19 protein-coding genes and 1 tRNA gene are annotated in these 23,105 nt (G+C 57.6%); 11 read left to right on the plus strand and 9 right to left on the minus strand.

The genetic code is table 11. From position 1 onward, the window contains the following. The first annotated feature begins 7 nt into the window (after positions 1 to 7). The 7 genes from tolR (at position 8) to C2L64_RS14660 (ending at position 6,333) form a co-directional block, all read left to right on the plus strand. Complete coding sequence (gene tolR / locus C2L64_RS14630) at positions 8 to 454, plus strand: protein TolR (protein ID WP_007733411.1); 447 nt, start codon at positions 8 to 10, stop codon at positions 452 to 454. After that, positions 451 to 1,479 (plus strand): cell envelope integrity protein TolA, encoded by a 1,029-nt coding sequence (tolA, locus tag C2L64_RS14635; RefSeq protein WP_090837703.1) that lies wholly within the window; start codon positions 451 to 453, stop codon positions 1,477 to 1,479. The genes tolR and tolA overlap by 4 nt, the downstream gene beginning before the upstream one ends. Before the next feature lie 116 nt (positions 1,480 to 1,595). Beyond that, the gene (tolB, locus tag C2L64_RS14640; protein WP_036002953.1) at positions 1,596 to 2,888 is read left to right on the plus strand and encodes a Tol-Pal system beta propeller repeat protein TolB; all 1,293 of its coding nucleotides are present in this window, start codon (positions 1,596 to 1,598) and stop codon (positions 2,886 to 2,888) included. A gap of 19 nt (positions 2,889 to 2,907) precedes the next feature. Then, positions 2,908 to 3,417: a peptidoglycan-associated lipoprotein Pal gene (gene pal / locus C2L64_RS14645; protein ID WP_007584951.1), complete on the plus strand. Its 510-nt coding sequence runs from the start codon at positions 2,908 to 2,910 to the stop codon at positions 3,415 to 3,417. Between the two features lie 15 nt (positions 3,418 to 3,432). Next, positions 3,433 to 4,182: a tol-pal system protein YbgF gene (gene ybgF, locus C2L64_RS14650; protein WP_090837701.1), complete on the plus strand. Its 750-nt coding sequence runs from the start codon at positions 3,433 to 3,435 to the stop codon at positions 4,180 to 4,182. Between the two features lie 209 nt (positions 4,183 to 4,391). Beyond that, positions 4,392 to 4,467 (plus strand) — tRNA-Lys (locus tag C2L64_RS14655). Positions 4,468 to 5,178: 711 nt separating this feature from the next. Continuing rightward, positions 5,179 to 6,333 (plus strand): polysaccharide biosynthesis/export family protein, encoded by a 1,155-nt coding sequence (locus C2L64_RS14660; RefSeq protein WP_208525962.1) that lies wholly within the window; start codon positions 5,179 to 5,181, stop codon positions 6,331 to 6,333. A 304-nt stretch (positions 6,334 to 6,637) separates the two neighbouring features. Here the strand turns inward: C2L64_RS14660 and C2L64_RS14665 are convergent, their stop codons facing one another. Together C2L64_RS14665 and C2L64_RS14670 are read right to left on the minus strand one after the other, a co-directional pair. Beyond that, entirely contained in the window at positions 6,638 to 6,925 is a 288-nt protein-coding gene (locus tag C2L64_RS14665; RefSeq protein ID WP_090837699.1) for a GntR family transcriptional regulator, read from the minus strand. Between the two features lie 888 nt (positions 6,926 to 7,813). Further along, positions 7,814 to 9,274 (minus strand): tyrosinase family protein, encoded by a 1,461-nt coding sequence (locus tag C2L64_RS14670; RefSeq protein WP_090837697.1) that lies wholly within the window; start codon positions 9,272 to 9,274, stop codon positions 7,814 to 7,816. A gap of 332 nt (positions 9,275 to 9,606) precedes the next feature. Between C2L64_RS14670 and C2L64_RS14675 the strand changes: the two genes are divergently transcribed. From C2L64_RS14675 to C2L64_RS54875, 4 genes are all read left to right on the plus strand, one after another. Further along, positions 9,607 to 10,800, plus strand: a complete 1,194-nt coding sequence (locus tag C2L64_RS14675) for a GNAT family N-acetyltransferase (RefSeq protein WP_090837694.1) — start codon at positions 9,607 to 9,609, stop codon at positions 10,798 to 10,800. A 297-nt stretch (positions 10,801 to 11,097) separates the two neighbouring features. Continuing rightward, entirely contained in the window at positions 11,098 to 11,625 is a 528-nt protein-coding gene (locus C2L64_RS53225; RefSeq protein WP_143055792.1) for a hypothetical protein, read from the plus strand. Positions 11,626 to 12,129: 504 nt separating this feature from the next. Next, a complete protein-coding gene (locus C2L64_RS54870; RefSeq protein WP_244144561.1) occupies positions 12,130 to 12,588 on the plus strand; it encodes a hypothetical protein in 459 nt (152 codons plus the stop codon). Then, on the plus strand, positions 12,563 to 13,222 hold the full coding sequence (locus C2L64_RS54875; protein WP_244144562.1) for a hypothetical protein: 660 nt from the start codon (positions 12,563 to 12,565) through the stop codon (positions 13,220 to 13,222). The genes C2L64_RS54870 and C2L64_RS54875 overlap by 26 nt, the downstream gene beginning before the upstream one ends. Before the next feature lie 95 nt (positions 13,223 to 13,317). Here the strand turns inward: C2L64_RS54875 and C2L64_RS14685 are convergent, their stop codons facing one another. From C2L64_RS14685 to C2L64_RS14715, 7 genes are all read right to left on the minus strand, one after another. Continuing rightward, complete coding sequence (locus tag C2L64_RS14685; RefSeq protein WP_090837692.1) at positions 13,318 to 14,499, minus strand: glycosyltransferase family 4 protein; 1,182 nt, start codon at positions 14,497 to 14,499, stop codon at positions 13,318 to 13,320. Beyond that, positions 14,496 to 15,677: a glycosyltransferase family 4 protein gene (locus C2L64_RS14690; RefSeq protein ID WP_090837689.1), complete on the minus strand. Its 1,182-nt coding sequence runs from the start codon at positions 15,675 to 15,677 to the stop codon at positions 14,496 to 14,498. Before C2L64_RS14690 ends, C2L64_RS14685 begins: the two co-directional genes overlap by 4 nt. Before the next feature lie 81 nt (positions 15,678 to 15,758). Then, complete coding sequence (locus C2L64_RS14695; RefSeq protein ID WP_090837688.1) at positions 15,759 to 16,949, minus strand: glycosyltransferase family 4 protein; 1,191 nt, start codon at positions 16,947 to 16,949, stop codon at positions 15,759 to 15,761. Then, the gene (gene murJ, locus C2L64_RS14700) at positions 16,946 to 18,307 is read right to left on the minus strand and encodes a murein biosynthesis integral membrane protein MurJ (protein ID WP_158660516.1); all 1,362 of its coding nucleotides are present in this window, start codon (positions 18,305 to 18,307) and stop codon (positions 16,946 to 16,948) included. The genes C2L64_RS14695 and murJ overlap by 4 nt, the downstream gene beginning before the upstream one ends. 4 nt (positions 18,308 to 18,311) lie before the next feature. Then, the gene (locus tag C2L64_RS14705) at positions 18,312 to 19,400 is read right to left on the minus strand and encodes an SDR family oxidoreductase (protein ID WP_090837683.1); all 1,089 of its coding nucleotides are present in this window, start codon (positions 19,398 to 19,400) and stop codon (positions 18,312 to 18,314) included. A gap of 53 nt (positions 19,401 to 19,453) precedes the next feature. After that, positions 19,454 to 20,731, minus strand: coding sequence for a Vi polysaccharide biosynthesis UDP-N-acetylglucosamine C-6 dehydrogenase TviB (gene tviB / locus C2L64_RS14710; RefSeq protein WP_090837680.1), 1,278 nt, complete (start codon positions 20,729 to 20,731; stop codon positions 19,454 to 19,456). A gap of 80 nt (positions 20,732 to 20,811) precedes the next feature. Continuing rightward, entirely contained in the window at positions 20,812 to 23,058 is a 2,247-nt protein-coding gene (locus C2L64_RS14715; protein ID WP_090837678.1) for a polysaccharide biosynthesis tyrosine autokinase, read from the minus strand. Positions 23,059 to 23,105 lie beyond the last annotated feature (47 nt).

Raw genomic sequence — 23,105 nt, forward strand, 5'->3', positions numbered from 1 at the left:
GTCCACGATGGCCGGTTCAGCCCGTTCCAGCATGCGCGGCAGCCGCTCGCGCCGCGCGATGGCCGACATCAACGTCGTCCCGTACATCGACGTGATGCTCGTGCTGCTCGTGATCTTCATGGTGACGGCCCCGCTCGTGGCGCCGTCGATCGTGAACCTGCCGACTGTCGGCGGCGCCGCGCCGCAGCAGCAGACGCCGCCCGTCGTCGTCAACATCAAGGCGGACGGCAATATGAACGTCAAGTACAAGGACGACGCGGGCGCGACGCAACAGGAGACGATGACGCAGGCCGACCTGCGCAGCTTCGTCACCGACCGTCAGGCGTCGCATCCCGATCAGCCCGTCGTGATCGCCGCCGACAAAACCGTCAAGTATGAAGTCGTGATGAACGTGATGTCCGACCTGAAGGCTCGTGGCGTCAAGCGCGTTGGATTGCTCGTCAAATCGCAATGACCCGCCGACAGAACAACGCCTACCCGCTTCGACCGCCGCGCGAGCGCGGCACGTGGCGCGCGTTCGCGCTCGCCGCGCTGATGCACGTGCTGCTGGGGTTCTTCCTGTATCACGGCATCCACTGGCAGAACAGCACGCCTGCGGGCGCTGAAGCCGAACTGTGGACAGAAGTGCCCGACGTGCCGACGCCGCGCCCCGTTGTGCCGCCGCCCGTGCCCGTCAGGCCCGCCCCGCAGGTCAACGACGAACAGGCTGATATCGCGCTGCAGGAAAAGAAGCGCAAGCAGCAGGAAGCGCAGCGTCAGGCTGAACTTGCCGAGCAGCAGCGTCAGCAGAAGCTGCAGGCCCAGCAGGAAGCCGAGGCGAAGCGCCAGCAGCAGCTCGCCGCCGATCAGGCCGCGGCAGCCGCCACCGCGAAGCTCAAGCAGCAACAGCAGCAACAGGCCGACAAGCTCAGGCAGCAGCAACTCGCCCAGCAGAAGCAGGAGCAGTTGAAGAAGCAGCAGGAAGAACAGAAGGAACAGCAAAAGGAACAGGAAGCGAAGCAGGCGCAAGCCGACGCGCAGGCCAAGGCTGACGCGGCGAAGGCCGCCAAGGCCAAGGCTGCTGCGCAGGCCCAGGCCGCCGATGCCGCAAAGAAGCTCGACGCCGAGCGACGCCAGCGCCTCGCGGCCATGCAGGGCATGGCGGGTGGCGAAGGCTCGACGGGCAATGGTCTCGCGAAGAGTGGAACGGGCAGCGGCGCGGGCGGCAACGCCACGTCGCCGGGCTATGCGGAGAAGGTCCAGCGCCGCGTGCGTCCGAACATCATCTGGTCGGGCGATACGTCGGGCCTGCAAACGGTCGTTTCCGTGCGCTGCTCGCCGACGGGCACGCTGCTGAGCGCGACCGTCACCCGTAGCAGCGGAAACCAGGCGTGGGACGACGCCGCACTGCGGGCCGTCCAGCGGTCGGATCCAATGCCTCAGGACATCGACGGCAAGACGCCCGGCAGTTTTACGATCACGCTGCGTCCAGCCGCCTGACGCAGGCGTTTCCGATTCGCACGCTGTCAAGGGCGGACCGGGAACGAAATCTGCGTAGGTCGGTCTGTTTGTAGTCGTGAAGTGTTAGCAATTCGTTTTTGGGGAACCTATACAGAATGAGTTTGATGACCAAGCTAGGCCTGCGAGCGCTGGTAGCGTCGTGCCTGATCGCCGCCGGCGGTGCCGCCCATGCACAACTCAACGTCCTCGTGACGGGCGTCGGGTCCACCCAGTTCCCGATCGCCACAGCAAATTTTGCCAACGAGGCCAATTCTCCCCAGCAGATCAGCACGATCGTCCGTCAGGACCTTCAGCGCAGCGGTAAATTCACCAACATCGACGCCGGCAGCGCGCCCGTTTCGGAAGGCGATTCCGTCGATCTCGGCGCATGGAAGGCCAAGGGCGCGAATGCGTTCGTGGCGGGTAGCGTCACCAAGCTGCCGAACGGCCAGTACCAGGTGCGCTTCAAACTGTACGACACCGTCAACCAGCAAAGCCTCGGCGGGCTCGAACTGGTCAGCCCGGAAAGCGGCCTGCGCATGAGCGCGCACAAGGTCGCCGACTACATCTATGCGAAGCTGATGGGCGGCCGCGGCGTGTTCGCGACGCGTCTGTCGTACGTGATCAAGACGGGCAACCGTTATCAGCTGCAGATATCCGACTCGGACGGCCAGGACGCGCACATCGCCCTCTCCAGCCCCGAGCCGATCATCTCGCCGGCATGGTCGCCGGATGGCACGAAGGTCGCGTACGTGTCGTTCGAAAAGAAGAAGCCGATCGTCTACATCCACGATCTGCCTACGGGCCGCCGCGTCGTCGTGTCGGACCAGAAGGGCAACAACAGCGCGCCCGCCTGGTCGCCTGATGGTCGCACGCTCGCCGTCGCGCTGTCGCGCACCGGCAACACACAGATTTTCGCCGTCAACGCCGACGGCAGCGGCCTGCGCCGCCTCACGCAAGGCAGCGCGATCGACACCGAGCCGTCGTACTCTCCTGATGGCCAGTCGATCTACTTTACGAGCGACCGCGGCGGCCAGCCGCAGATCTACAAGATGCCTGCCGGCGGCGAGTCCGCGGGCGGCGCGCAGCGCGTGACCTTCACGGGCAACTACAATACGAGTCCGCGCGTCAGCCCGGACGGCAAGCAGCTCGCATACATCTCGCGCACGGGCGGGGGCTTCAAGCTGTATATCCAGGATCTGCAGTCGGGCGTCGCGACGGCGCTCACCGACACCACACATGACGAATCGCCGAGCTTCGCGGCGAATGGTCAGTACATTCTTTACGCCACTCAGGTGAACGGCCGTGGCGTGTTGGCCGCAGTATCGACCGATGGTCGGACGCGGCAGGTCCTGTCCGTTCAGGGAGGCATCGTACGCGAGCCTTCCTGGGGTCCGTTTATGCAATAACACACAAGGAGAGTGAAGCATGATGTCCAAACTTCGTATCGCGTTTGCCGTAGGTATGGTCGGCGCGCTGGCTGCATGTCATTCGGGCGTCAAGCTCGACGAAAACGCCAACAAGGGTGGCGCGACGGGCGCCCAGCCTAACCCGAACGATGTCGCCACGGTGAACGTCGATCCGTTGAACGATCCGAACAGCCCGCTGGCCAAGCGCAGCATCTATTTCGACTTCGACAGCTACTCGGTCAAGGACGACTACCAGCCGCTGCTGCAGCAACACGCGCAGTATCTGAAGAGCCATCCGCAACGTCACGTCCTGATCCAGGGCAACACCGACGAGCGTGGCACGAGCGAGTACAACCTGGCACTCGGCCAGAAGCGTGCTGAAGCTGTCCGCCGTTCGCTGTCGCTGCTGGGCGTTCCGGATTCGGAAATGGAAGCCGTGAGTCTGGGTAAAGAAAAGCCGCAGGCAACGGGTCATGACGAAGCTTCGTGGGCGCAGAACCGCCGCGCGGACCTCGTCTATCAACAGTAATAGGTGACAAGCCGTATGACGCCCCGTTTCTCCTGGCTGCGCATGGCCGCAGCCGCCTGCGTCGCGGGAACGGCCCTGATGGCCCTGCCCGCGCACGCAGGCATGTTCGACGACGATCAGGCTCGCCAGGCGATTCTCGATCTGCGCACCAAGACCGATAGTCTGTCGAGCCAGCTGTCGGCAGCTCAACGCACGATCCTCGATCAGTCCAACCGTCTCGACCAGTTGAACCAGCAGGTCGCGACGTTGCGCGGACAGAACGAGGACCTCGCCAATCAGGTCGCCACGTTGCAGAAGCAGCAGAAGGACTACTACACCGACCTCGATGGTCGTCTGAAGAAGTTCGAGCCGCAGCAGCAGACGGTCGATGGGGTCGAGGGCTCCGTGCAGCCGGGCGAAACGGACGCGTTCAACGCGGCTTCGCAGCAGTTCCGCAGCGGTGACTTCAAGAACGCGGCGACGTCATTCCGCAGCTTTATCGCGAAGTACCCGCAGAGCCCATATCAGCCTACGGCACAATACTGGCTCGGCAACGCGCTCTACGCGCTGCGCGACTACAAGGGCTCGACGGCCATGTGGCAAGGCGTCGTCCAGAAGTATCCGCAGCATCCGCGGGCGCCGGAAGCACTGCTGGCTATCGCGAACAACCAGCTCGAACAAGGTCAGAAGGCCGCCGCGAAGAAGACGCTCGAACAGATCGTCGCGCAGTACGGCGGCTCGGATGTCGCGCAGTCGGCGCAAAGCAAGCTTTCGCAGATCAAGTGATGTTGTGGCGTCCGGCACGAGCCGGGCGTGTAGTTGATGGACGCAGTAAAACGCGCAGTGTCGACGCTTCAATAACCGATGCGCGCGCCTCTCGCCGTAAAGCCCGGAGCCGCAAGGTTCCGGGCTTTTTCTTTGTGTGGATCGCCTGCTGGCCGGCCGGCGTTGGTTGACACGTATTGGCTCGACCGATATAATTCCGCTTCTCTTTTGGGTCGTTAGCTCAGCTGGTAGAGCAGCGGACTTTTAATCCGTTGGTCACAGGTTCGAATCCCGTACGGCCTACCAAAAGATTCAAGGGCTTAGCTTCGGCTAGGCCCTTTTTCTTTGCTCCGCAACTCTTCTCGCTCCGCAAACAGCCCGCATCGGCTTGCGAAAAGCGGGGGCAGGTATGGACCAGACGGCCCCTTGAGGTCGATACCACCACCTCTTCAGTGTTGGTATCGACCTGGGACAACAACACACCCATCAGCATTACGGTGATGTGGACATCCGTGACCCATTCACTCGCGCTGTGGCGAGCGGGTAACCGGCATCGGCATCAACAACTACTGGGGCGAGTCGCATCTGGACATCAGACAAGTCGACGGCACCCTGGTGTCTTCCGCCATGGATGGCGTGAACCCACTGCACTCGTGAGCGTCGCTCTCAAACCCGCTTGTCGCATCCGGTGTTAATCGAGTTGTCGCTTCTCATCAACGCAGCGTTTCGCCTCCACATGCTTCCATCCCGATCATGCAAGGTTCGCGATCGGCAAAATGCTGGATGAATAGGAACAGCGAAGTACTGCGCAACACTGAAGCAGACGCTATGCATCGCTGCGAGAAATCGTGTGCGCTAGCGCACCGTATAGAAAACCTAAGAGCAAGGTAGCAGCCCGGCGAGTGCGCGACCGCACTATTCGCCGGAGGCTTCAATACGATACTTTGGTCAGTGCGCCTCTGAAAAACCCACACGCCACAACAACGAAGCCAACAACACAAAAATGGGAGACCCGCCATGTGCGTCTCAGACCGTTATATTCGAGCGTTAGCAATCGCTATCCTGGGAGTCGTCCTGTCCGCCTGCTCGGCCGTTCCGGGCCAGCGGATGATCGTGCCGTCATCTATAGATGTCTCTGGCGGTCAATATAGTAGCGAGCCGCGACAACAGATCACGGTGCCGATCACCGATATCAACCTCGACGAAATTCAAAAGCTGCAGGACGCCGCAAAAGGCGACCTCTCACAGCAGGTGCAAACCATGTTGAATACCGCACGGTCCGACCCCCCGGCCTATGCGGTCGGGAAAGGCGATGTGCTGCAGATAACAGTCTGGGATCATCCGGAACTTGTTGCCGCGCTCGGTCAGCCCAATCCAAGCTCGCGACCTTCCGACGCCGCTCCCGGTTTTCTCGTCGATGATGAAGGGAACGTGCAGTTTCCCTACGCTGGCAGCGTGCACGTAGCGGGTCTGACTGTTAAGGAGATCCAGGCGAGAATCGCGTCACTGATCGCGAAAATATACAAGGATCCGCAGGTCACCGTACGCGTCGCGTCATTCCGCTGGGCGCAGATCTACATCGATGGCGAGGTGCGTGCACCAGGCCTGCAACAGATCAACGATATCCCAATGACGTTGCCGGAAGCGATTGGGCGCGCGGGTGGGTTCACGCCTAATGCAGACCAAAGCAGGGTCGACCTCATCCGGGACGATCAGACCATACGGATCAACATTCCAGACCTGATCGACGCCGGCCGGAATCCGGCGAGGATCATGCTGCAACGAGGCGACATGTTGCGGGTCGCTGCTCGCGACGAGAATGGCATCTACGTCATGGGCGAGGTGAACAGGCCCGCCACCATTTTGCCCATGAGGAGCGGCAAACTCACGCTTGCCGAAGCCCTCTCTCAGGCGGGCAGCCTGAACCAGAATACGGCGGAGGCAAATCAGTTGTTCGTCATTCGAGCCCCGTACGGCAGTGCCGGCAAACCTCAGATCTTTCATCTCGATGCCACCTCGCCGGTATCGATGATTCTCGCTAACCAGTTCGATCTCCACCCTAAGGATGTGGTGTTTGTAGACAACGGCGCGCTGGTCAAATTCAACCGTGTGCTGAATCTGCTCCTGCCAGCAATCAATGCTGGCCTTACGGCAGCGATCGTGACGAAATAATTGAAACCGGACGCAGGCTCCGCCCCAAGCTCGATGCAAATTTTCGCCATACCTTCGCGTTGCGAACCGGCGCGCCATTCCAACCACCGCTGGTCGCCTGTTGATACGTTGCATCATTGTTATATCGGGCTGGTCTTCGTGCGCTAAGACCAGCCCTCACGTGGTGCGTGTCGGCGATTGAAGGCTCAACCGGTAAAGCAGGGCGCCGTCATGCCGCGCGAGCACAGCAAATCATCGGAGCAATTCTCTCTACAGAACGCCAATAAGCCATTGCACTGGAGAGAGACGGGAACGACAGCCACATTCACCTTCGCCGGCTAACCGGTGGGTTTTCGCGGGCGATCACGACCGTTCCGCGTCCAGCATTGCCACGCCCGAGTCCGCGTCGCGCAACTTCCCGAAAAGCCCGGTTGACCGTGTTCAGATGGAAACCAAGGTCATCTGCAATTGAACGCTGCGAGGGAAGTCGATCGCCGGGAACGAATACGCCTTTGTTGATCGCTTCCTCGATCTGCGCAGCTATGGCGAGATATGGCGTCCCACGCAGACGTGCGAAGTCCGGACGCCAATGCTTGTTTGCAGTCTTGTTCATCCTGAGCCTCAGAACACCGGGACCAGTTGACCGCAGCACCTGGAGGCGACAGAAAACGCGCTACCAGCGGCTCTGGCCCTGTCCCATCGGACGGTGTTGAGCCCCGCGCCACCATTCGCAGCCAGACCCGCTCGACATCTTCGCAAGGGCACCGTTTGGCTTCCATATACGGGTGACGCAGCATCAATTCGCCCATCGCTTTTTGTTATTCGCAAAGTCCTGCACCGGCCCACACGTTTCGTGTTCGAACACGAGATTGCGCATTGGTTCCATAACGTTGGGGTCCGCACAGCAATCACCACGGCCGTCTCTCGTCCCCACGACGCAAATTCGACACACTTTCAACTGGAACTTTCGCAAGGCGTGTCATTCATCACAAGCACTCAAACGTCCTGTAGCTTTGAGGCTTTTGACCGAGGAAACGGTTATTGGCTTCGTGCGAACTCATGGCCCCGATCATCTGTCAATTTTCTGCGTTGTCCTCGCCGACAAACTGAACGCACACGTGCTGACTCGATGCAGCGGGAAGAGCAATTTCACACCTTTGCAAACTATCCAGCGAATGAATAGCTGAGGTTCACCCGCTTTTCGCGGCATCAGTGCCATTTCGAGCGCACGCTGAATAAATTCGGTCTACGAATTGTTTACACGTCGCTCAGCCGACGGTGCAGCAATTGTCACCTATTCCCACGACGGCCGACCGAGCATTAACTCATGCCGCTCGCACGATCAGCTCGCCTTTGCGGGCAGACGGACGTGTCACACACAAGCCCAGTCCTTGCAAGGCACTGACACGCATGAAATACAACGTCGCCCGCTCCCGTTTGGGGAGTCGGGCGACGTCGGTCCCGAATCGCGATCAATTCTGGTGTCGCTCAACAGCGCTGATCAAGGGGCGGACGTTGACAATTCAATCCGCAGCTCGCCAACCGATATGGCCGACCCTTTCGGCGCACTTGGGCCATCGACTCTCACCAGCGAGACGACCACTCCGGAAGCCCCGGCTCCGAGGCGCTGCAAGAGTTCGGTGGCGGGAAAAACCAGGACAGGCGCTTGACTATGCGCCGATTCGGCATGATGCATCGCGGCGGATATTTCGAATGGGCCTAACGTGCCGAGAAAGTGCTTCTGGCTCACACCGTCGACGTCCCCTTGCTCGGGAAGATTCAAATACACGTTGTAGAAGTAGCCACCTTTCCGACCGAGTTCGGTGACCGTTACGCTATCAAGGACCACGTTAACAGAGCGATAGGTCGTCGCTGGCGCCGCGTTACTCCCCTGTTGAAGAGCCGCGGCCGCTGACCTTCCCTTCAGCGTGTCCTGCAACGCTGCGGATGCTGACGAAGATAATTGAAGCTGCGCACTGACGGACTTCTCGTTGAGTGACATATTGGCCACACCGCCGAGCGAGCGCCGGCCTGAATCAATCGCACGCTCACTCGTTTTGGAGAAACCTGTCAACGCGGGACGGCCATGAATTGGCCCGAGTTGTGCCTGAACACGGATTATGCGACCTTGCTGCGCGGTTGGCGGGAGTGAAGTCGGCACAGTGGCGCTGGCATATTGATAGTTCAGAAGCGAAGGCATATAGGTCTTCGACTTCAATATCGTAAGACCCTTCGCATAGGTGAAGCTGCCACTCCAATAGGAGTTACTTGGCAACGGCAACGTCGTCTGTGGTTGCTGCGACCATGCGTCCCACAACCGGTCCACGTTGGCATGATGCAAAAAGAAGATCGGGTCTGTCGGAGACTGCATGTCTGCCATCCACCCGCCAATCAGGTTATGCACTGGATTATGCGGAGCAGACTCGAACGATGCCTCATACGAATTACTCGTCCCCCGCGGAAAATTCACTACACTTGGCGCAAACGGCGCAAGCGTCAGGGCACTCGACACATTTGAATTTATACGGCCGCTAACATATAACGGATTACCCGTAGCAGCATCCAGAAACTCCTGGGGTATTGTCGGATAAGAGTAATAGTCCCAATATGGCAGCGTCAAACTGTTGTCACCCGAAACAATTCTCAATTGCTGCTCGAAATAATATAAATAACCCCGATGCCATGCGCAGAAATACGGCACCATATGAGGACAATAATTTACATGGACGTTAACCCAATAAGACCAAGATGTCGGTTTCGTCGCATCTGTTACAGCTTTCATAAGCCTTATTGCGGTTTTAAAAGATTCGAACTGAGGTGTCAACTTGAACGCCTGCCATTCCTGTCTTGTATACGGGCCTGTCGCTCCCATTGCCGGGAGCGACATCAATGCAACCGCAGACGCGGATCCCTTCAGAAATGTACGACGATTAATACTAGATTTAGCCATTTCCGCACCCATTACAATCTTTTAACAGAGAGCCGGCACGCATCCTCCTTCTCCAAGACGCTCGTGCCAACACGATGAAGTCTCTTCCACGATATACGCCAACGGCTTCGGGTGTTTAATATTCCAGCCCCCGAATGTGCGGGACCGTACACAATAAAAATTTATATAGAATTCTTGCCTTACAATTCGTCTTATCATGTACACGCCGGTGCTATTGGGCCTCGCAAGCGACCAGCGATCGGGAAATAATAATGTTATTTGGAATTCGAGCGGCGTATCTCTGATTTGAATCCAGCTTTGTTTGCCCCCCGAAAGCAGCGGTCTAACATCAACCTGGAGACACCATGCGCACACAGGGAACGCACATTCAGGTCGTTACGGATCCGAGAGCATTTGCAGCATTGAAAGATGACTGGACCGACCTCTGGTCAAGGTCCGACGGTCAGTATCACGAATCGTTTGCCGTATGTTCGCTAAGCTGGCAGAACTTGGCGAAACCGCAAGGCGGCGCATTGCGCTGCGTCGTCGGTTATTCAGATTCGAAACTGGTAATGGTGTGGCCGCTTGCTCTGTACCGTCGCGGGTTGTGGACAATGCTGAGATCGTTGGGCCCAGACTCTGCGGACTATTCGTCGATACTGCTTGATCCTAAGGAAGATACGGTCCGATTGACACAACTAGCCATACGTGCGGCAATGAAAGACTGTGGCGCAGCGATCATTCGGCTGCCCTATGTTTACACTGACTCGAAGCTGTTTCGGTTCCTGTCCGGGAAGCGATCATGTAGTTACAATGAGCCCCGACATGCAAGTGTCGCGTATCTGCGACAGATACAGGACTGGGACTCGTTCTGTGGGTCGCTCGGTACCTTGTCTGGTAAAAAGCCCGGTGCGCTCGAGCGTCGCATCGCCAAAAAAGGAGCCTTGCAAGCGGTGGTCATAGCGGCCACCGACAGGCACGCCATTAGTGAACTGGTCGACTGGACGCTGGAACACAAGCGCAAGTGGGCCCAGCATGCGTCGAAGCAGGGAGCCTGGCTATATTCGCAGGGCTATCGTGACTTTCTTGTTGCCATACTGTCTGCACAGCCCGATCAGCCGGCTGCGCGCCTTCATGTCATCCTGTTTGATCAAAAGCCGCTCGCCACGACAATTGTAGGAATGGGCAAATCATCCGTTAAAGGATTGATCACAGGATTTGACGAAGAATTTTCAAAATACAGCCCGGGGCATCTTGTCGTCGAACACATGGTGAAGTGGGCATACGACCACAACTTCGATTTCGACTTTGGGGTTGGCACAGAGCCGTTCAAGGCGTACTGGAGCCGCAATAATGAGTCACAGTATGCGAGTGTCGAGATTCCGGCGAGTGCCTGGGGCCGCGTCGCTCTGAGCGCGAAGAGGTTACTGCATATGAAGGCGGCCAGTCCGCGCTTCTCATGGTTCAAAGGCGGCAAGGTGTCGTCTCCAGCCAACGACAACGCAACACTAGGAAATGGAGCATTGCATCGTCAAGCGGACGATCAGCTTGCGAACTGACAGTTCATTTCAACATGGAACGCTTCAATGAACAGAGGCTTGACCATCGTTGGGCGGTTTGGTGCAAATACCTGTCCTCGTTGCGGCCATGTGGCTGCGCGCGATCACTGTTATTGTTCCGTTTGCGGCGCCCTACTCCCGAGCACCCGCGCTGAGCAATTTCATCGCGGGGTGTCGCTCACCCCGCAAACTTACGAAGCAAAATACCCTCAAAGTATGCTCCGTCAAGTCGGGCGTTACGCTGGTCGTTTAGTGGGAGACCCCGATCGTCCGGCGCTCCCGTGGCGCCCTTCGATCGTGAGTGAAACAGTCACAATAAGAACGACATTGCTCGTTTCCATTGCGTTAAGCGCAGCGACGGGAGTTATTGTTTATCTGATGTCCACCACGCACGTCTCGGCTCCCGTCGTGACCGAGGCCCCCCCTCCCCTCCATGTGGAGCAAGAAACCAGCGAGCCCGAAGCCATCCCCTCTGGCGGCTACCTGACAGAAAAGACGCTACACGACATCGACGCATCCATCAAAACCCCAACCGGCAACGTTCGCGACCTCATGGTGTCGAACGACCCTCCCAAACCAGGCGCCACCAACAAAGGCCTTGGTGACGGGGCACGCGATGGTCAGTCACGTAGCGAATGTCAACCGGCTGGGCAGCCGCCCCAGCAGGTTGACTCCGCCCCACAGCCGGTTTGCCAGACAAATGGCGCGCCTGAAGGAGAGCGTGTCAACACACGTAAGACGATCTTCTCAGAAACAACCGACCCGGTTGCGCTGGAACGAACGATTCGTGAATACGGTTGGAGTAAAACAAACCTTTCTCCGTAATGGCACTGCAGGCTCTCGACTTCAGCAGAACACCCACACAGTCGTTATGGAATATGTTTTTTTGCTAAACGGCAAAATTTTTTATTCTGAATTGGCCGGCATTTCTATTTATCTGAAGAATAGTTTCAAGTACCGGCAAGCTTACCTGTGGCGGGGCGTACCGCAAAACATAGGAGAAAAAGAGCCCTTTTCACAAGTTACGCTTCGTTACGAAATATATCTCGTCTGATATTGAGCCGACGTGCGAGACGCTTATCATCGCTCCCGTTTGTAAGGCATCACCGATCACGCTCATCATCCGCGCCGCCGGCAGACATCGATGTGTGGCCAACTTTTCGTCAAGCCGTTCGACGCACCATGAAGGCGTGCCTCGCAGCTAAGGCTTCTTGACGCATTCATCCCCTCGCTCGACCTTGTCTCGCTCATGCATGCTTGAGCGATGCCTTTTTATCGAGCAAACCTTTGTTTGCCATAAACGGATCCGCTACGCGGGATCAACGACCTATGAGCTCCTCCATCGACTATCGGCAAAATCCACTCATCACTCGCAGAAGCTTTCTCACTGGCCTTGCGCTAAGCGCTGGCTCCATGGCCCTCGCGGGGTGCGGCGGAGGCGATGGCAATCCCGTGGCCTCCACGTCCGCGCAGGCCCTGGCGAAGGCCGCAACATCAACTCCCACCACCGTCGTCAACGCCTCTTCTTTCGGCGTCAAAGCAGATGGAGTCACCAACGATCGCGTAGCGCTCCAGAACGCGATCAACAACTCTGTCGGCAAAATCCTGCTCATTAGCGGCAACGTGCGGATCGACTCCGGGGGCGTCGATCTACGTACGAATAGCTATGTGCGCTTCGCAAGCGGCGCAACAATCAAGCTCTTACCCCACAACACGGCCATTTATCAGATCATGCGCATCTGGGACGTGACGAATGTGACGGTTGAGACTCGCGACGCTAGACGGTAGCAAACAGCTCAATAGCGCGACGCCTTACCCCGCCAGCGGCGGCGGCGGCCATGCATTCTCGATCGCAGGTGCGTCTGGCGTCACGCTTAAATCTCCGACGACGATCAACTGTTGGGGCGATGGCATTTACATCACCAATTCCTTCCGTTCGCAGCAAGTGATGTCGAGCAACATTTACGTGTCGAATCACCACGCAAATGGTTGCCGCCGGCAGGGGGCGTCGATAATTAGCGGAAATGGAATTACTTTCGATAGTCCGCTGTGGGAGAACATCGCGGGAACGCTGCCGTCGGCGGGCCTGGATATCGAGCCCAATACGAATGCGTCCACCCTTCAAAACATCAAGATCAATAGCCCGACCACCCGGAATTGTCACTTTGGAATCAATGTCTATCTAGCTAATCTTCCTGGCACGACCCCGAAGACGGTGTCGATCGATATCTCGAATCACACCGACTACGCAGCGAACGATGCAGGCTTCTATGTCAGCGGTCTTGCGCTACATGGGTATGTCGTCACCGGTCATATTACGAGCGCGTCACCAACCTTCGTTCAATCGAAGAGCGGCTTCCGCAAAGCAGTGTGGGATCCGGCGGGGCCGGCCGTCGAAGTGACTAACATTACGACCAGATAAGACCGACTTCCGGCGGCGGCTGCACGGGCCTGGTCAGACCTCGCCGATGCATCTTCAGTTACCGCAAACGTCCAGCATTGGCAATGCTGCCCTCACTAACTCGTTGCGTGCTGTCGGGCCTTTAATACATTGCAATACACCTGTTGATAGCTTCTCCAGCTTCGCTCGATCGAGAACAACTGTTCTACGCGATGCCTGGCGGCCCTGCCCAACTGGCCTCGCTCGGCCGAAGGAATCGAGAGCACTGCTGCAAGAGCCTGCCCCAACTCCTGCGGGCGCTCAGGCGGCACGAGTCGTCCCGTTTCGCCGACAAGATATGCCGTATCTCCAACATTAGTCGCGACGCAGGGAACCTGACACGCCATCGCCTCAGCGATCACTGTTGGCAAAGCTTCGCTTTTCGACGACAAACAGAAGACGTCCAGCCCCGCAAGCAGCGTTTGTGGTTCGCTTTCTGGCCCGAGTAGATGACAATTGTTGAGTACGCCGGAACCCCTCAGAAGCGAAACCAGCTCCTCGTTGCTGGGATCCAGTCCGCGACCGGCCATAATGAAGTGACAGTCAGGCATGACCTTCAGCAGGGTGCGAAGCGCTTCGCTAAATGTCGGATAGTCTTTAACGGGATGATAGCGGCCGACAGTACCAACGAGTATCGTCGACTCGGGTACCCCGAGCCGGCGACGCAACGCAGAGCCTGCCTTTTCGTCAATCCGGAACTTTGCGAGATCGATTCCGTTTGGAATAACGATCATCTTTCTGCCGCAATAACCGCCCTCGGAATGCGAGGATTTCGCCGCCTCAGCACAGCATACAATCACGTCGGGTATCTTCGCGGACAGGAACGCGCATGCTTTTGCTATCCAGCGAGTACTGCGGCTACTCCCCGTCAGTCGCAAGTCCGTGTGATGGATACCCCATGAAAGCACTGGTCTTGCCCGAGGCTTTCCGCGCAGGTGGCGCAGAAGCTGAGCCGCATAGACACTCATTCCCGCCAGCAGGTCGGCGTGGTACATCCACGTCTGCACGACGTCGGGTTGGAGTTCATCCAGCCAGCGCACCAACTGGAACACGCTTTTTAGACGTGATCGATTACGGTCCATTCCAAGTATGCGCACCTCGATGCCCTCGTCTGCCAGGACGGTGGCAAGGGGGGCCTGGGACGACAGCGAGATGACAGAATGATGCACCCCATCGCGGCGGCCGGCGCGAACGAGACGGACAAGCGAGGTTTCGGCGCCGCCAACAGCCAGATCAGTGATAACGTGGACGACCTTCATGGTGCCGTCCCCTCCTTGGCAACGGAAGGTAGCCACTCCGGTTCAAGCAGTTCCCTGTAGACATCGAGCGTTCTAGAGATGACGATGCGCTCATCGAACTCCGCAAGTACTTTCTGTCGGGCCGCTATGCCAAGCCTACGTGCAGCCGCACGGTCGTCGTCGAGAAGGCGGATCGCATTCGCAAGTGCCACACTGTCACGCACGGGCACCACGAGCCCGTCTTGCCCATTTACAGCGACCACCTCGCGACACCCTGGCGCATCTGTAATAACGAGCGGTAGTTCGCATGCAGCCGCCTCGATCATCGACTTGGGCAGGCCCTCCCGATAACTCGGTAAAACGGCAACGTCGCAGTCCGCATAGAGTCCTGGCATGTCACTCACGTGGCCCCGCCACTCCACAAGCCCCTCGTTGATCCAACTCTGCAGGGTTGCCTCGTCTATGGAAGCGGGATTTCCGGGGTCCGGCGCACCAGCCAGAATAAAGCGGATTTTGCGGCCCGCTCTTCTCAATTGCCGGCTTGCTTCGACATACTCAGCGATCCCTTTGTCCCACAACAGCCGGCCGGCGAGTACGACACGCAATGGCGTCTGGTTTTGTGGATTGCTCTGCCGCTCTCCAGGTTTAAACCGTTCGACATTGACACCAGACCCTTTGATAAGCCGAATAGCGCGTTCGTCGACGATGTTGGCGTCACGGAACATTGAGTGATCGTCGGGATTCTGAAGTATCACCGCACTCGAACGACCCCGCAAGGCGAGACGCATTATGCCGCGAACTATTGGTCTTAGCACGCATGCTTTCATGTCCCGGCTCGAGAACACATAACCCATTCCCGCAATGGCGTTCACGCGTGCCCTCACCCCTGCAAGACGCGCGGACAGTGAGCCGTAGACTGCACACTTGATCGTGAATCCGTGTACGAGGTCAGGCTTCTGCTTGCGCAGCAAGCGCGCAAGCCACATGACAAGTGCGAGTTCACGGACTGGGTTAAGGCTCCGTCGATTCATCGGCACCGGAATCCACTGGAATCCGAGCGAGATCAACTTCGCGCCATATTCTCCCGGAGGAGAAAGAAGAACGACTTCGTGACCCGCGTCCCGCAACGCGCGGGCAAGTGAAAGGCGGAAGTTGTAGAGATACCAGTCGGTGTTGGCAAACAATACGATCTTGCTCATTATTGCTCCTCGCATGCACAGCCCCAGCCAGGTTCCGAAACTGTCTTTTGTGGCGGATATCCGCTTTTCTATCGTCTATAGTCAGGTGCACTCGCGCGCGAAAGCACGATCGCCGCCGTGCGCAGAAGACTGTGCAACGCCAATCGACAGAAACAGTTCGCTCCATTGGTCCAATACGCACTCGATCGAGTATCGTTCTTTGATCGACCTCGCCGCGCTTTGACCAAGGTGCATTCGCAGATCACCATCCCCAAACAGCCGGCTGAGCCCCTCTGTGAATGATTGAACATCGTCCGGGGGAATCAGCATGCCATCGCGGCCGTCACGCATGATCTCGCGAGGTCCCGACGGACAGTCGAACGCAATGGAGGCAATGCCGAGTGCCATCGCCTCCATAAGCGCCATTGGCAGCCCTTCGTACTTCGACGACATGGCGAACACGTCGGAGGCAGTCATTTCCGACCATGGCGATGCAGTCTTGCCAGGCAGGAAAATCCGGCCGCTCAGATTCAGCCTCGATACCAGCGCTTCGAGGCGCGCGCGTTCCGGACCCTCGCCCCAGATCCATAAGTCCCAATCCGTGAAAGAGTCGGCGAGCGCAGCAAAAGCCTCGATGAGCACGTTGAACTGCTTCTGTGCGTGCAATCTTCCGACCGCGACGAGCCGCTTGCGTCCGACATCCGGTCCAGTGTTTTCCGCGCCTTGTGTCAAGGTCGGCAAGACAGCTGGTTTCGTCATTGCAAAAATTTCGTCGGGAAGTGGATTGGGAACGACAAAAGGCTTTTGCACGCCGGGTACCATACGTTTGAATGGCGCCACTGCACTTTCTGTCAACACAGTAACGGCGTCAGCAAAGGGATAGGTCAACCGGGGAGCAAAACGCCATAACATCGACCGGCCATCCACTGCGGGATTGTTATGTTCGCAGACCACCGCGGGTACATGCAGGCCGACGTTCGCTAATATGGCGGCGACATTCACATTGGTCAGAAACGATATCACTACGTCGGGCCGACTCTGACTAATCAGACGGCGCAACGCTCTATACCGCGCGAGATATCCTCCCAGTCTGCTTCGGCGCTTGCCAACATGATCGGCAAGGTACACCAGCCTGACCTCATCGGCGAGTTTATAGAAACAGGTCCCTCGCCCGCTAAAAGTCGCAACCAGTTCGACCGAATCTCCACGCTTTGCCCACGCATTCATGAGCGTCGACGCAACCCGTTCCGCTCCTCCACTCCCCATCGAACTGACAAGCATCATTATCTTCATGATTTTCTCTGCGCCGACAACGACCACGTATACGCGTACCGAGCATAAATAATTAACGTCGTCGCATGCATTAGTGCGGTTCCGAGCAGAATGCCTGCGATGCCAAACCAGTGGCTGAAAATCATGGTTCCAGATACTTTGGCCGCAACCCCTGCCAGCGCTATGGTCGACATTTGTCTATAGCGACCGGCCCCTGCGGAAAGTGTCAGTAGAACCAGACTGGAAAAGTAAAAGGGAACCTGTATCTGGCCCCAACGAAAAAGTTGTGCTACGGCTGCCGTATCCTCAGCCGTAAAAGCTCCTCGCTGGAATGCCAGACCGATCAGATCGGGTGCAAATACAGCTGCGCCAAGCGCCACACACGTGCCACATAGAAACATGAGGATTGTCCATCTGACCGCCGTTCTACGCGCGTGGCAAGGGTCTCCCGAGTGAACGATGTCTGAAAAAACGGGCAGCGTCGCCTGGCCGATGGCGAGTGCCCCCATACTCAGAAAGAGTGAGAGCACCCTGTTGGCATAACCAAGCTTGGCGACGGCACCATCACCAAACTGAACAGCCATAAACTGATCGAACAGCGGAGTGCAGCACATGATCAGTTGACCCACAGCCAGAACTCGTGCGGACACAAGGACGCGGCGCCATTCAGGCGCCGTGGTCTTTAGCCGGAGTTTGATCGGAATTGGATCCAGCCGACTTAACAACCATCGCCCAATAAGCGTCTGCGCCAGGTAACCGCCCATACTCCCCCAGATCAGGGCAATTGTTCCCACCTGTTTATGCGATAACAGCACAAAGCAGAGCACAAAAACGGCGGGAAGTCCCTCGAGAAGTGTATTGATGTGTCGTTCCCTCGATTGCATTCTCGCGCCATATGTACCCGACGCCAGCATCAAAATGCCAATCGGAGCCATGTAGGTGAACATATCGCGACATAGATCGATCGTCTCTGGCGAAAGATTTCCGGCAAGCACGTGGATTGCAAATGGCCAACACAGAAAGAGCAGAACCGAAAACCCAACGCCGACCGCGATAACCCATGCCTCGAGCTCGCCAAGAAAAACCGCCTGTGCCTGCAGGGGCTGTTGGCGAAGTTCAACGAATACGGGGATCAATACGATGCCGAAGATAGTCATGGCGGCCGCCGGCATCCAGCTGACGAGTGCCAGCGTCAACTGATACGCGTCGACAATCCCACTTGTGCCAAATCGGTACGCGACTGCGACCTCTTTGAATGCGCCAGCGCACCTTCCTAACAGCACGAAGATCGAAATCCTTGCCGCGCCGCGCGCAATGCGCATGTGGTCGGGATGGATCTTCGGAAGACGACTTCGCCACTCCGCGAACTGTGAGTTCATCCACTCACCTCCCGCCTGCTGGTGTCTCGAGTGCCACCTCGTTCGAGCCACCCGATGCCCCCCCTTTTGCAAATAGCTGCACATACCAGGGCATGGCGATCGCCAGCCCTTGCGATAGCGTTATGGGTTGGCTATATCCAAGAAGCTCCTCTGCCTTCTTCACGCTTGCGAGGGAATGACGGATATCGCCGGCACGCATCGGCCCATGCACCGGACCGGTCTCGGCCAACGCGATGCCAAGATGAGTGAGCGACGCCCGGAGATCTGCATACAGCTGATTCAGCGTAGTGCGCTCTCCGACTGCGACGTTGTATACCCGATCTCGGCTGGCGGCATCGGCGAACGCAGCGAGCAGATTCGCCTGGACCGCATTGTCGACATAACAGAAATCGCGGCTAGATTCGCCGTCTCCATTGATCACAACATCCTCACCGTTGATGAGTGCTGCTGTCCAGCGCGGTATAACGGCTGCATACGCCCCGCTTGGGTCCTGTCGACGACCGAACACATTGAAGTAGCGCAGGCCGATCGCACTAAGTCCATAACTACGCGCAAACACTGAAGCGTAGAGTTCGTTTACGTATTTGGTGACCGCGTATGGCGACAGCGGACGTCCGATAACATCTTCGGTCTTTGGTAAATCTGGATGATCGCCGTAGGTCGAACTCGAAGCCGCATAGGTGAAGCTCGAAACATTCGCATCACGCGCGGCGACCAGCATATTGAGGAAGCCGCCAATGTTCACCTCATTCGTGGAGAGAGGATCCTGCAACGAGCGCGGCACCGATCCCAGAGCTGCCTGATGTAGAACATGATCGGCCATCTGCACGGCGCGCCGGCAGTCGTCGAGATGTCGAATGTCTCCTTCGATAAAGGTAAAGCGTTGCCAGACAGCCGCCCCGACGTTTGAGCGCACCTCGTCCAGATTCTCCCGGTGACCAGTCGAAAAGTTGTCCAGCCCGACTACCCGTTGTCCGAGTCCGAGCAGGGTTTCCAGAAGATTCGAACCAATAAATCCAGCCACTCCCGTTATCAACCATGTCTTAGGATGCGCCACCATTTCACTTCGTATGCGGTCGTAGCTGGTTCTCATGTTAAATCTCCAGTGCTCAATAAGACGTACAGCGCGGCGTTTGCGAGAGGCGCTTACAGGCGCAAATCGCTCGCCTCTTGAGGGAGCACATATTTGAGGTCGTAGAGAACGTGCCTTGATTTACCGAACGATCTGAGTGTCTCAGCGCCCCATTCGACGAATTGCCGATGCGCGACAGCCACGAGCATTGCATCGTATGTGCCCGGCCGAGGTTCCTCAAGCAGCTCCAGCCCGTACTCGTGCCGTGCCTCCTCTCTTGAGACCCACGGGTCATAAATGTCCACTTTGACGCCATAGGCCTGCAGACCATGCACAATATCCAGGACACGCGAGTTGCGAAGATCGGGACAGTTTTCTTTGAATGAAAGACCAAGGACGAGTGTGCGTGCGCCAGGGATGTGAATGTCATGTCGGGTCAATGCCCTGATCAGCTGTGCGACCACATACTCGCCCATACTATCGTTCAGGCGTCGACCTGCGAGAATGATCTCCGGATGGTAGCCAATTGACTGTGCCATGTGCGTCAGATAGTACGGGTCCACGCCGATGCAGTGACCGCCCACCAAACCCGGCCGGAAAGGCAAGAAATTCCATTTCGTACCGGCAGCCGCGAGAACTGACTCGGTGTCGATCCCCAAGCGATTGAAGATGATCGCAAGTTCATTGACCAGTGCTATGTTGAGGTCGCGCTGAGTATTTTCGATTACCTTCGCCGCCTCCGCGACACGGATGCTGCTAGCCTTATGTGTGCCCGCCGTAATGATTTCCTGATACAGTGAGTCGACAAGGTCCGCGACTTCCGGCGTTGATCCTGATGTGACTTTCTTTATGTCCGTCACGCGATGTGCCTTATCCCCCGGATTGATGCGCTCCGGGCTATAGCCGAGATAGAAGTCGGTGTTGTACTTGAGACCGGAGATGCTCTCCAGGATAGGTACGCAGATGTCCTCGGTCGCGCCGGGATACACGGTGGATTCATAGATGACGACATCGCCCGGTTTCAATACCGATGCGATCGTCTCTGTGGCGCTCACCAAAGGGGAGAAGTCGGGACGCTTGAACTTGTCAATCGGCGTCGGAACCGTCGCGATATACGCGTTGCAATGGCCAAGATCACTTGAGTCACAGGTGTAGGCCAAGCCCTTCGCCTCGGTCAGTTCCTCGCTGCTCACTTCCAGTGTCTTATCGCGCCCTTCCTTGAGTGCGGAAATGCGCGAACGGTTGATATCGTAACCGATGACTGTGCGCTTCTTGCCAAACTCAACCGCCAGTGGCAGTCCGACGTAACCCAGTCCGACGACCGCAAGACGAAGTTCCTCAAGCTTGTTCATGACTATCTCCCCCTAGACGTTGTGTGCGTAACTGGCGGAAACACGCTGATCCTTGCGACTGCGTGTGAGTCCGCCAAAACTTATTTCGAACCCGCGTGGTAGTCGTAGGCCAGATAAGACCGACTTCCGTAGCGTCGAGCCATTGCGTAATCCATCGTGTGCATATTGGTGCCGTTCAATAGCACGCCGTTGACTTTGGCCCCGGTCTGGGCAAGTCGCTTGATGCTTTCCTGGAGTTCGCCAACCCTGGTATCGGCAAACCTGGCGACGAGGAAAAGCAGTCCAGCGGCTGGCGCCATGTTTCCCGCGTCAGAGACGACGAGCACGGGCGGTGCGTCAAGTAAGACAAGGTCATAATTGGCGGAAGCCCTTGCAATAATCTGACGGAACGTATTCGACATGACCAGTTCCGCCGGATCCGTCGGATATCGGCCTGTCTGTAGCAGGTCGAGTCTCGGCATCACATCTCTTGATATCGCCGCGTCAAGTTCAACCGTCCCTTCAATGACTTCCGCCAAACCCGCACCCGGCGCGACGCCAACGTAGCGATGCAGCCGGCCTTTCCGCAAGTCACCGTCGATAAGCAGAACGCGCTTTCCACCCGAGGCGAGCAGTGCTGCGAGATTCGCCGAAATGAATGACTTTCCGACAGCCGGCAGCGGCCCCGTCATCATCACGACGTTGTTTCGAGCGCCGATCATCGCGAACTGCAATGCCGAGCGCACAATGCGCAGCGCTTCCACCGACGGATCTCTCGGGTAGAGCGACGCCAGCAGCATGTTTTCGCGATTGTTGGCTTTCAGCTTGCCATTTAGACGTTCCTGCTCGTCGCTTTTCGGGATCGTGCCGAAAACCCCAAGCCCGGTGCGCGCTTCAATTTCCCTTGAATCGGTCGCTCCGCGGAATACGTAGTCGCGTGCGATAGCGAGTCCAACGCCCACCAGCGCGCCCAACACCAGGGAGACCGCCATCACGAGCAACTTGAGCGGCTTGACCGGCTTATCCGGAAGGTCTGCCCAGTCGATGAGTTGTGCGGAACCCGCTTTGCCTGCCTGGATCACCTTCAATTGTTCGATGTTGCTGCGCAGAGTCGTGTACAGATCCGTATTGACCCTGACGTCCCGCTCAAGCCGCATTGCGCCCTGCTGCTCGCGCGGCATCGTTTTGATCTGGCGGCTGATTTCATCCAGAGCCGTTTGCGTCGACGCGATCTGTGCGTTGATCGCAACGACCACCGGGTACGTCGGCGCGTAAGTGGCAAGCAGGGCGTCCCGCTTGCGCTGAAGCTCCAACACCTGTGTCATGCCTTCCGCGCTACGCTGAAGAAGCAGACGCGCCTCTTCGTTCATATCCAGCAAGCCGTGCGTGTTGCGATATGTGTTGTACGCATCCTCCGATTCGCGCACTTGCCTTTCCATGGTTGGCAACTGGCTTTGCAGATAGTCGAGCGAGTTCTTCGCGATAACGGCTTTGCGAGCCGCGTTCCACTGCTCATATTGACGACCGATTTCGTTGATCGTCTCGGTAGCTCGCCGCGCGTCGGTACCCTCCAGCGAAACCTTCAACATGCTGGATTTCGAACCAAGCTCCTTGACTTGCAGGATCTTTTGCAACCGGTCCACCGTCTGTTGACGGGAGTACCTGACCACATCGAAGCGGGCCCCCGCATTTCCGTTTAGCTTTGCGATGAGAAGCGTGATGGGTCCCTGTGTGGTATCGATCGTGAGCGCGCGGCCGACATCGCCCCGAATACCCTCTTCGGGTAGACCAGGACCCTTCAACGCATACGCGTGATCGCCAAGCGCCGTGACGCTGTAGTTCTCGCCGAGCCACGTGTCCGGAACATTGAAATTGCTTAGCTTTATCGATTCCGTGCCCCAGGCGTAGCCGCCCATCCCAAGCAGCCCGGGTGTCGACAAACTGTCGCTGCGGCGTGCGAATAATTGCCCGATGGGGCCGAAGTAATGCGGTTTCGCCTCGATCTCCAGGCGCAAGGCATCGACAGCTCGTGAAACAACGAGCCGGGATCCTATGACCTGGATCTCACTCTCCGCGGTCGACCGCTCATCGAACCCTGGCGAAATATTGTTGAGCAGGTCGTTTCCGGCTTGCCGCGACGGCTGGCCTGTGGAGTCTTCGACCTTGATCAGTACGCTCGACTCATACAACGGGGGCGTCACCAGAATGTAGATGGCTCCCATCATGAAGACAGAGACGACGGCTATCAGGACCATCACGCGATACTCGATAATCGCATCGATTATCGCAGCTACCCCTGTTCTTTCGTCGACTGCCGGCCCATTTTCTAATGTGCGTTCGTCTTGCATTTTAAATCCTTTGTAGTACGAAACGGTCCGCCGAACTTCGGCCTGTC

Source organism: Paraburkholderia hospita (assembly GCF_002902965.1).
GTDB classification, from domain to species: domain Bacteria; phylum Pseudomonadota; class Gammaproteobacteria; order Burkholderiales; family Burkholderiaceae; genus Paraburkholderia; species Paraburkholderia hospita.

Bases quoted from the DNA above. Each gene is read 5' to 3' on its own strand.
- tolR (WP_007733411.1), top strand. From the start codon at position 8: ATGGCCGGTTCAGCCCGTTCCAGCATGCGCGGCAGCCGCTCGCGCCGC.
- tolA (WP_090837703.1), top strand. From the start codon at position 451: ATGACCCGCCGACAGAACAACGCCTACCCGCTTCGACCGCCGCGCGAG.
- tolB (WP_036002953.1), top strand. From the start codon at position 1,596: ATGAGTTTGATGACCAAGCTAGGCCTGCGAGCGCTGGTAGCGTCGTGC.
- pal (WP_007584951.1), top strand. From the start codon at position 2,908: ATGATGTCCAAACTTCGTATCGCGTTTGCCGTAGGTATGGTCGGCGCG.
- ybgF (WP_090837701.1), top strand. From the start codon at position 3,433: ATGACGCCCCGTTTCTCCTGGCTGCGCATGGCCGCAGCCGCCTGCGTC.
- C2L64_RS14660 (WP_208525962.1), top strand. From the start codon at position 5,179: ATGTGCGTCTCAGACCGTTATATTCGAGCGTTAGCAATCGCTATCCTG.
- C2L64_RS14665 (WP_090837699.1), bottom strand. From the start codon at position 6,925: ATGAACAAGACTGCAAACAAGCATTGGCGTCCGGACTTCGCACGTCTG.
- C2L64_RS14670 (WP_090837697.1), bottom strand. From the start codon at position 9,274: ATGGGTGCGGAAATGGCTAAATCTAGTATTAATCGTCGTACATTTCTG.
- C2L64_RS14675 (WP_090837694.1), top strand. From the start codon at position 9,607: ATGCGCACACAGGGAACGCACATTCAGGTCGTTACGGATCCGAGAGCA.
- C2L64_RS54870 (WP_244144561.1), top strand. From the start codon at position 12,130: ATGAGCTCCTCCATCGACTATCGGCAAAATCCACTCATCACTCGCAGA.
- C2L64_RS14685 (WP_090837692.1), bottom strand. From the start codon at position 14,499: ATGAAGGTCGTCCACGTTATCACTGATCTGGCTGTTGGCGGCGCCGAA.
- C2L64_RS14690 (WP_090837689.1), bottom strand. From the start codon at position 15,677: ATGAGCAAGATCGTATTGTTTGCCAACACCGACTGGTATCTCTACAAC.
- C2L64_RS14695 (WP_090837688.1), bottom strand. From the start codon at position 16,949: ATGAAGATAATGATGCTTGTCAGTTCGATGGGGAGTGGAGGAGCGGAA.
- murJ (WP_158660516.1), bottom strand. From the start codon at position 18,307: ATGAACTCACAGTTCGCGGAGTGGCGAAGTCGTCTTCCGAAGATCCAT.
- C2L64_RS14705 (WP_090837683.1), bottom strand. From the start codon at position 19,400: ATGAGAACCAGCTACGACCGCATACGAAGTGAAATGGTGGCGCATCCT.
- tviB (WP_090837680.1), bottom strand. From the start codon at position 20,731: ATGAACAAGCTTGAGGAACTTCGTCTTGCGGTCGTCGGACTGGGTTAC.
- C2L64_RS14715 (WP_090837678.1), bottom strand. From the start codon at position 23,058: ATGCAAGACGAACGCACATTAGAAAATGGGCCGGCAGTCGACGAAAGA.